Here is a 7,749-nt window from a genome sequence, read left to right as displayed (position 1 = left end):
ACCGGAGCGGGCTCCTGTGGCAACTGTTCATGAGCTGTCCGGAGATCCGGGCCGGGCTCGCGAGGCTGGGGTTTTCTCAGCGGGCGAACGCCTCCGCTGTAATTTCACGAGAAAGATGATGAAGGGACGAGCGGGGACAATTCGCCGAACTATCGCGGCAATCCGATACAAGTCCTCGCAGTCCCAACCAAGATCAGCCAGCAGGGAAGCCACATGTTGAGACCCTGAAACGATCTAGGTGTTAGGCGGCATGAGCAAGCAGGTAGCAGATATCATCGTTGAAACGCTGCAGAGCGCAGGCGTCGAACATTGTTACGGCATCGTGGGCGACACGCTCAATCTGATCGCGCGTTCGCTCGAGCGAAGCAAGATCGAGTGGGTGTCAGTGAGACACGAGGAGGCCGGGGCTTTCGCGGCACAGGCCGAAGCACAACTTACGGGTCACTTGACGGCTGTCGCCGGAAGTTGCGGCCCTGGCAGCCTGCATTTCATCAACGGGATTTTTGAAGCAAACCGAAACCGCGCGCCGGTCATTCTCATCGCAAGCCAGATCATTCGCGATGAGTTGGGCTTCGATTTCGTCCAGGAGGTCGATTTCAAGCAGATCTACAAAAGCTGCAGCGTCTTCTGTGACATGATCTACACGGCGGAGCAGGCGCGACGCAAAACCGTTATCGCCTGCCAAACCGCCTTGTCGAAGCGGGGTGTCGCCGTTCTCATCGTCCCGGCGGACGTTTCCGCCTCAACGGTGCACGATGACATTCCGTACGCAGTTCACGTTTCAGAGCCCGTTGTTCGTCCGAGTGATGCTGATCTCGACGAAATCGCAGGGATACTCAACAAAAGCGGGAACCTTGCCATTTATGGCGGATCCGGCTGCCAGGGGGCGCATCAGGAAATCCTCGCCGTTGCCGAGAGGCTGAAGGCCCCGATCGCTCATACCTCGCGCGGGAAGGACTTCCTGGAGTTCGACAATCCCTACAACATCGGCATGACCGGGATGCTTGGCAATGAGGCCGGCTATCACGCCTTGCTCAACTGCGACACGCTGCTGCTTCTGGGGGCCGATTTTGCGTGGCGGCAATTCTATCCCGACAAGGCGAAGATTGTGCAAGTCGATATCGACCCGACACATCTCGGCCGACGGCATCCGGTCACAAAAGGTGTTGTCGGCGACGTGAAAACAACCCTGGAAGCGTTGCTGCCGAAGCTGGGGGAACGCACTGACGCCTCCTTCCGTGACCAATACGTGCGGCGCTATGCCAAAGCCAGGCAATCGGAAAAGACAAAGGCTGTCGCGGGTCACGGTGGGTGTATTCCTGGAACCTACCTCACCGAGGCGATCAACCGCCATGCCGCGAAGGACGCGGTATTTTCTGCGGACGATGGCACACCGGCCGCTTGGCTTGTTCGCTACATCGAAACCAATGGTCGGCGCCGCACGTTCGCCAGTCTGCTGCATGGAACTATGGCTGGCGGTTTGCCATCGGCCCTTGGGCTGCAGAAGTCTCAGCCAGGCCGCCAGGTCATCTGTCTGGCCGGCGATGGCGGGCTCTCAATGCTTTTCGGGGACCTGATGACCGTGGTGCAGGAGGAATTGCCGATCAAGATTGCGGTGTATGACAACGGCAAGCTCGGCTTCGTGGAGATCGAGCAGAAGGCCGAGGGGATGCTCGATACATTCACGCGGCTAAAAAACCCGAACTTTGCCGAAGTTGGGCGAGCGTTGGGCCTCTGGGGCCAAACGGTTTCCAAGGCCGACGACCTTGAAGCGAGCGTCAAAGACTGGCTTGCGCAACCGGGGCCCGCGCTGCTGCACGTGCACGTCAGTCCATTGCAGCTGGTCATGCCACCATTCATGGCCGCGGCACCAGCAGTTGGCATGGCGCTTTATTCAGCTCGCGCCGTTTTGCACGGTCGGGGAGGGGATGTTTGGGAAATGGTGAGGGAAAACTTCCTGTGACCCGGCATCGTCGTGTCGAACAGGCAAATGCGGCCCTGCGGCTGCAGGCGATGCTGTCGCCAGGCCAACCATTTATCGAACTGCGCGTAGGGCTTCACGTCAGTGTCCGCTCGGATCGTGATCGTGCTGACCCGTATGACCGAAGCGAGGAGGCTTCCCCGAGACGTGAATTGGATGCGCCTGTCTTGCTGAGGAATTCACCTCTCTGAGGGGTAAGGCAGAATTGCAACCCAATCTTTGAGCATGATCGGTACCGGTTCAGCAGCACCGTACAAGCATAACTCCCCTAGAAGATGCAAGCTCGAGGAATAGTGACGACCTCGATGACGACGCTTCAATGGCCTTTATTCGAATGAACTCGGAGCAGCAGAAATGAGCGTCAAGACCATTGCTTATCAGTTTAGCCAGACTCGGGGCGAGGCCGGTCTATTGCACACCCGTGCAATTGATTTCTGCATGCTCATGAAGCCACGAGTGATGGTGCTTGCTGTCTTCACCGCGTTCGTTGGATTGGTTATCGCCCCGGTTGACCTGCATCCCCTCAACGCGTTCGTCGCAGTTCTCGCGATCGCTGCGGGGGCCGGCGCCGCCGCAGTGCTCAATATGTGGTACGACGCCGATATTGACGCCGTCATGGCGCGTACTGCGAAGCGGCCAATCCCACGCGGCAAGGTGTTGCCGATCGAAGCTCTCGTATTCGGGATTGTTCTTGCGATGGCTGCGATCGCGGTACTTGCCCTGGCGACCAACGTCGCAGCGGGCACACTGCTCGCGCTCGCAATCCTCTTCTACGTCATTGTGTACACGGCGTGGCTGAAGCGGCTCACGCCACAGAATATCGTCATCGGCGGCGCTGCCGGCGCACTTCCGCCGGTCATTGGCTGGGCAGCTGCGACTGGCCAAATCGGGATCGAGCCGCTGGTCCTGTTCCTCATCATCTTCCTCTGGACGCCGCCCCATTTCTGGGCACTGGCCCTCAACCGCACGGATGAGTATGCCGGTGCCGGCGTACCAATGCTGCCCGTCGTTGCAGGGCGCGCCGCAACGACGCGGCAGATCCTGATCTACTGCGCGCTCTTGTCTGCGGCTTCCGTGCTGCCCTGGGCGCTCGGGTTTGCCGGCCCAATCTACGCTGCGGCAGCCATCGGATGCGGAGCAAAACTTGTCGTGCTCGCGATCCAGTTGCGCATAAGCGACGAGGCCGACCGCCGCGCTCCACGCCGTCTGTTCGCTTTCTCCATTTTCTATTTGTTCGTGTTGTTTGCAGCGGTCCTGATCGACCACGCCGATCAGCCGCAGCGCTCCACGCCTGTGTTCAGTTCCCGGACTGTCCACGCCGAAGCTCTGCCCAATGCAGCCCGAGCCGCAGGCATTTCAATCACCACCGGCACAGATGAGGTTTGATATGCGGCTCAGGTTGCTCGCTACCAGCTTGATCGGTGTAGTGACGCTCGCGGGCTGTTCGGAAGGTGTTCTCAGTCCGCAAGGACCTGTTGCCGCCGCCGAACGACTGGTTCTGTTCAACTCGCTCGGCATCATGCTGGCGATCGTGATCCCAACGATCCTCGCCACACTCGGTGTCGCCTTTTGGTTTCGGTCCTCGAATGGGCGCGCTCGCTACTTGCCCGATTTCGAGTATTCGGGTCGTCTCGAACTGCTCGTCTGGTCGATCCCTGCCATGACGGTGCTGCTGGTTGGTGGCGTTGCCTGGGTCGGCGCGCATGACCTCGATCCGCGCAAGCCAATTGCTTCCGCCGTCGACCCTGTCAGGGTTCAGGTGGTCTCGCTCGACTGGAAATGGCTGTTCATCTATCCCGACCAGGGCATCGCAAGCGTCAATCGATTGACCATCCCGGCTGGTACTCCGGTCAGCTTCGAACTGACCTCCTCGGGCGTGATGAACAGCTTCTTCGTCCCGCAGCTCGGCGGCCAAATCTACACCATGGCGGGAATGGCAACGCATCTTCACTTGCAGGCCGACCATCCTGGAACCTATCGAGGGCTGTCGGCCCAGTATAGCGGCGAGGGTTTCGCCGACATGCGGTTTGCCGTTGATGCGGTGCCAGCCGCGGCCTTCTCGCAGTGGGTGAACGCAACGCGCGACGCCGGCCCGATGCTCGAGGCACAAGCCTATGCCGATCTGGCCAGGCCAAGCGAAGCCGTATCGCCTTTCACCTACCGCGACGTCGCTCCCGACCTGTTCAATCACATCCAGAGCTTTGCTGCGCAGCCGAATGATCCGGCGCGGCTCGCAGTTCTGACGTCACAGAGGACAGACAAATGAACCTGCTCGGCAAGCTCGACTGGAGCGCCATCCCATTCGACCAGCCGATCATCATGGGGGCAGGGGCCTTCATGGTCCTGGCCATCGTCGGCATCCTGTCATGGGTCACGCTGAAAGGATATGTCCCCTATCTGTGGCGCGAATGGATCACGTCCGTCGACCACAAGCGGATTGGCGTCATGTACTTCCTGCTGGCGCTGGTCATGCTGCTGCGCGGATTTTCCGACGCGATTATGATGCGGGCGCAGCAGGCCGTCGCTGCCGGCGGCTCCCAAGGGTATCTGCCGCCGGAGCATTTCGATCAGGTCTTCTCGGCACACGGCACCATCATGATCTTCTTCGTGGCGATGCCGTTCGTCATTGGCCTGATGAACTTCGTCCTGCCGCTGCAGCTTGGCGTCCGCGATGTTGCTTTTCCGACGCTGAACTCGGTGAGCTTCTGGTTGACCGCCTCGGGCGTCCTGCTGATCAACGTCTCCCTGGTTGTCGGTGAATTCGCCAAGACGGGATGGATCGCCTATCCGCCACTCAGCGAGCTGCAATTCTCGCCCGGCGTCGGCGTCGATTACTATCTGTGGTCGCTGCAGATCTCGGGCGTCGGCACTCTCCTGACCGGGATCAATTTCGTCACCACAATCCTGAAACTGCGGGCACCGGGAATGGGCTACATGCGCATGCCCGTCTTCTGCTGGACTTCGCTTGCGGCCAACTTTCTCATTGTCGCGGCCTTTCCGGTTCTGACCGCCACGTTGGCGATGCTGCTGCTCGACCGGTATCTCGGCTTCCACTTCTTCACGGTCGACGGACAGGGCAATGCGATGATGTACGTCAACCTGTTCTGGGTCTGGGGTCATCCGGAAGTCTACATCCTGATCCTTCCGCCGTTCGGCATCTTTTCGGAAGTCGTCGCAACTTTCTCGGGCAAGCCGCTGTTCGGCTATCGCTCCATGGTGGCTGCTACAATGGCGATTTGCATCCTCTCCTTCCTCGTCTGGCTGCATCACTTTTTCACGATGGGCGCGAGCGCCGACGTCAACGGCTTCTTCGGCGTCATGACCATGATCATCGCCGTGCCGACAGGCGTGAAAGTCTTCAACTGGCTGTTCACGATGTACGGCGGGCGCATCCGCTTCGAGGTGCCGATCCTGTGGTCGGTGGGATTTATGGTGACCTTCGTCATTGGCGGCATGACCGGCGTGTTGATGGCAGTGCCTCCGGCCGATTTCCAGCTCCACAACAGTCTCTTCCTAGTCGCGCATTTCCACAACGTCATTATCGGCGGCGTCGTGTTCGGCGTCATGGCGGGCTACAATTATTGGTTCCCCAAGGCATTCGGCTTCAAGCTCGACGAGCGCTGGGGCAGGGCATCGTTCTGGTGTTGGCTGATCGGCTTCTACGTCGCCTTCATGCCGCTCTACGTGCTGGGCCTGATGGGCATGACCCGGCGCATGCAGCACTATGACAATGTCGCCTGGCAGCCATGGCTGGTCGTGGCGACGATCGGCACCGTGATCATTCTGGGCGGGATTGCCTGCCAGATCGTGCAGCTGGTTGTCTCGATCCGCGACCGCGACCTGCTTCGCGTGACCGGCGATCCTTGGAATGGCCGCACGCTGGAATGGTCCACGGCCTCGCCGCCGCCGGCCTGGAACTTTGCGGTCCTGCCGCAGGTGGCCGAGCGGGACACCTACTGGGTCACGAAACAACGCGCCGGCGAACAGCAGGCTCAACCCGAGCCACCGCCCCAGTACGAGCCGATTGAAATGCCAAAGAACAGCCCAGTCGGGTTCGTCAACGCCTTCTTTGCCGTCGTCATAGGTTTCGCCCTGATCTGGCACATCTGGTGGATGGCCGGGCTGGGACTATTCGGCACGTTCCTGACGATACTCATCTTCGCCTTTCGCGATGGGGACGAAACCGAGGTGCCGGCAATGCAGCTCGCCCAATTCGATCGGCTTTACCGGGCGGGGGTGGCGATATGAACGTCACCGTTGCCGTTGAGGCTGGTAAACCTTTGCCGAGCGCGAGCGAAGCCGGCCCGGCGCCAAAGCGCGTTGTCGTTGCTTACGGCTTCTGGATCTTCCTGCTGAGCGACATCGTCATGTTCTCGGCGCTCTTTGCCGGCTACGCAGTGTTGCGGCATGCCACCGCGGGCGGACCGACCGGCGCCGAGTTATTCAGTCAGGGTAGGGTCGCCATCGAAACCGCTTGTCTTCTGGCGTCCAGCTACACATGCGGGCTGATGGCATTGGCGGTCAACTCGCGACGCCGCCACGGCACATATCTGGCTGCCTTGCTCACCTTCGCGCTCGGCGCTGCGTTCCTCGCTCTGGAGATGCGCGAATTCGCCGACATGATCGCACATGGCGCGAGCCCCCAACGCAGCGCATTTCTCTCATCGTTCTTCGCCCTCGTTGGCTGTCACGGAATTCATGTCGCCGCCGGTCTGATCTGGCTGGGGGTGATGATGGCGCAGGTCGCGGTGAAAGGGCTTCAGGCACCCGTACTGCGTCGGCTGCAGTGCTTTTCACTCTTCTGGCATGCGCTCGACATCATCTGGATTGGGCTGTTCACGGTGGTCTATTTGATGGGAATCGCTCCATGACTGCAACACGTTACGATCGCGCTCCCGGCGACCGGTCGATATTGACCGACAAGGATGAGCCAATCTCCTCCGGGGTGCTCGTCTACACCATTGGCCTGCTTCTGGCGGTGATACTGACAGGCCTGTCGTTCTGGGTGGCCAACACATCACTGCTCTGGGCAGCCGGAATTCCTCTCGGCCTTGCCGTCCTCGCGATTGCCCAGATGGGTGTCCACCTGGTGTTCTTCCTGCACCTCACGACCGGCCCGGACAACACCAACAACGTGCTCGCGCTCGCCTTTGGCGTGCTCATCGTGTTCCTGGTGATGGCCGGTTCCCTTGTGATCATGGCCAACCTGAACGGCTCAATGATGCCGCCTGCCGGCCCGATGGATATGCAAATGCACTACTGACCCTTTGAGCGGGCAGCCTAGGCTAGCTCACCGCCTATGGCGCCACACCGCCGTGATGGTGCCACAGGATTGCCTCTCAATGCTGGCCTTCACCGTCGAACCAGAGGGTGTCGATCCGGCAGGCGAGCGATCACCCAATTACCAGCGCGGCCGTCGATGGGATGACCGCTTAACCCGAGAGAGAAGGACCAGACCACGAACTCCAAAGCCATCAGCCTTGCTGCTGCATTTGCTTTTTCTGCTATTGGCAGCGCCGCACTCGCCGGCGCGCTCGATGAATCTGCCACCACTGCGCCGTTTTACATGATTCGAATCTGAAGACGTTGAGGCCAATGCTTGAATTGAAGGCGGCAAGTCGATGCCCAAGGAAAAGGAGGAGGAAGTGGTCAGGCTTTGCAATGACCCCTCCACGCGTCTCGAAGAGTTCTGCCCGGTCGTGAATGCCCTGCACAAAATGCAATAGTCCTCGATCGGGGCTCAAAGGGGTGGCGGGTTCCAGCCCGCC

The 7,749-nt window shown here is 60.1% G+C and carries 6 protein-coding genes; all 6 read left to right on the top strand.

Features of this window, described 5'->3' with window-relative positions:
* Positions 1 to 250 precede the first annotated feature (250 nt).
* The 6 genes from NKI85_RS33450 to cyoD all read left to right on the top strand — a co-directional run bounded on the left by NKI85_RS33450 (position 251) and on the right by cyoD (position 7,244).
* Positions 251 to 1,963, top strand: coding sequence for a thiamine pyrophosphate-dependent enzyme (locus NKI85_RS33450; RefSeq protein ID WP_352531405.1), 1,713 nt, complete (start codon positions 251 to 253; stop codon positions 1,961 to 1,963).
* Between the two features lie 372 nt (positions 1,964 to 2,335).
* Complete coding sequence (locus NKI85_RS33445) at positions 2,336 to 3,367, top strand: heme o synthase (RefSeq protein ID WP_352531407.1); 1,032 nt, start codon at positions 2,336 to 2,338, stop codon at positions 3,365 to 3,367.
* A gap of 1 nt (position 3,368) precedes the next feature.
* A complete protein-coding gene (gene cyoA / locus NKI85_RS33440) occupies positions 3,369 to 4,247 on the top strand; it encodes a ubiquinol oxidase subunit II (RefSeq protein ID WP_352780195.1) in 879 nt (292 codons plus the stop codon).
* A 2-nt stretch (positions 4,248 to 4,249) separates the two neighbouring features.
* Positions 4,250 to 6,229, top strand: a complete 1,980-nt coding sequence (gene cyoB, locus NKI85_RS33435) for a cytochrome o ubiquinol oxidase subunit I (RefSeq protein ID WP_352531445.1) — start codon at positions 4,250 to 4,252, stop codon at positions 6,227 to 6,229.
* Complete coding sequence (gene cyoC, locus NKI85_RS33430; protein WP_352531411.1) at positions 6,226 to 6,852, top strand: cytochrome o ubiquinol oxidase subunit III; 627 nt, start codon at positions 6,226 to 6,228, stop codon at positions 6,850 to 6,852. Before cyoB ends, cyoC begins: the two co-directional genes overlap by 4 nt.
* Positions 6,849 to 7,244: a cytochrome o ubiquinol oxidase subunit IV gene (gene cyoD, locus NKI85_RS33425; RefSeq protein ID WP_352531413.1), complete on the top strand. Its 396-nt coding sequence runs from the start codon at positions 6,849 to 6,851 to the stop codon at positions 7,242 to 7,244. The genes cyoC and cyoD overlap by 4 nt, the downstream gene beginning before the upstream one ends.
* The last annotated feature ends 505 nt before the right edge of the window (positions 7,245 to 7,749 follow it).

The sequence above is a fragment of the Mesorhizobium sp. M0571 genome, from assembly GCF_040320985.1.
In the GTDB taxonomy this organism is placed as follows: Bacteria; Pseudomonadota; Alphaproteobacteria; order Rhizobiales; family Rhizobiaceae; genus Mesorhizobium.
Note: the sequence above shows the minus strand (reverse complement) of the source record. Positions and strands in the feature narration are given on the sequence as shown.

Excerpts from the sequence above, each read along its gene's own strand:
- cyoC (WP_352531411.1), top strand. The coding sequence starts at position 6,226 with ATGAACGTCACCGTTGCCGTTGAGGCTGGTAAACCTTTGCCGAGCGCG.
- cyoA (WP_352780195.1), top strand. The coding sequence starts at position 3,369 with ATGCGGCTCAGGTTGCTCGCTACCAGCTTGATCGGTGTAGTGACGCTC.
- cyoD (WP_352531413.1), top strand. The coding sequence starts at position 6,849 with ATGACTGCAACACGTTACGATCGCGCTCCCGGCGACCGGTCGATATTG.
- NKI85_RS33445 (WP_352531407.1), top strand. The coding sequence starts at position 2,336 with ATGAGCGTCAAGACCATTGCTTATCAGTTTAGCCAGACTCGGGGCGAG.
- NKI85_RS33450 (WP_352531405.1), top strand. The coding sequence starts at position 251 with ATGAGCAAGCAGGTAGCAGATATCATCGTTGAAACGCTGCAGAGCGCA.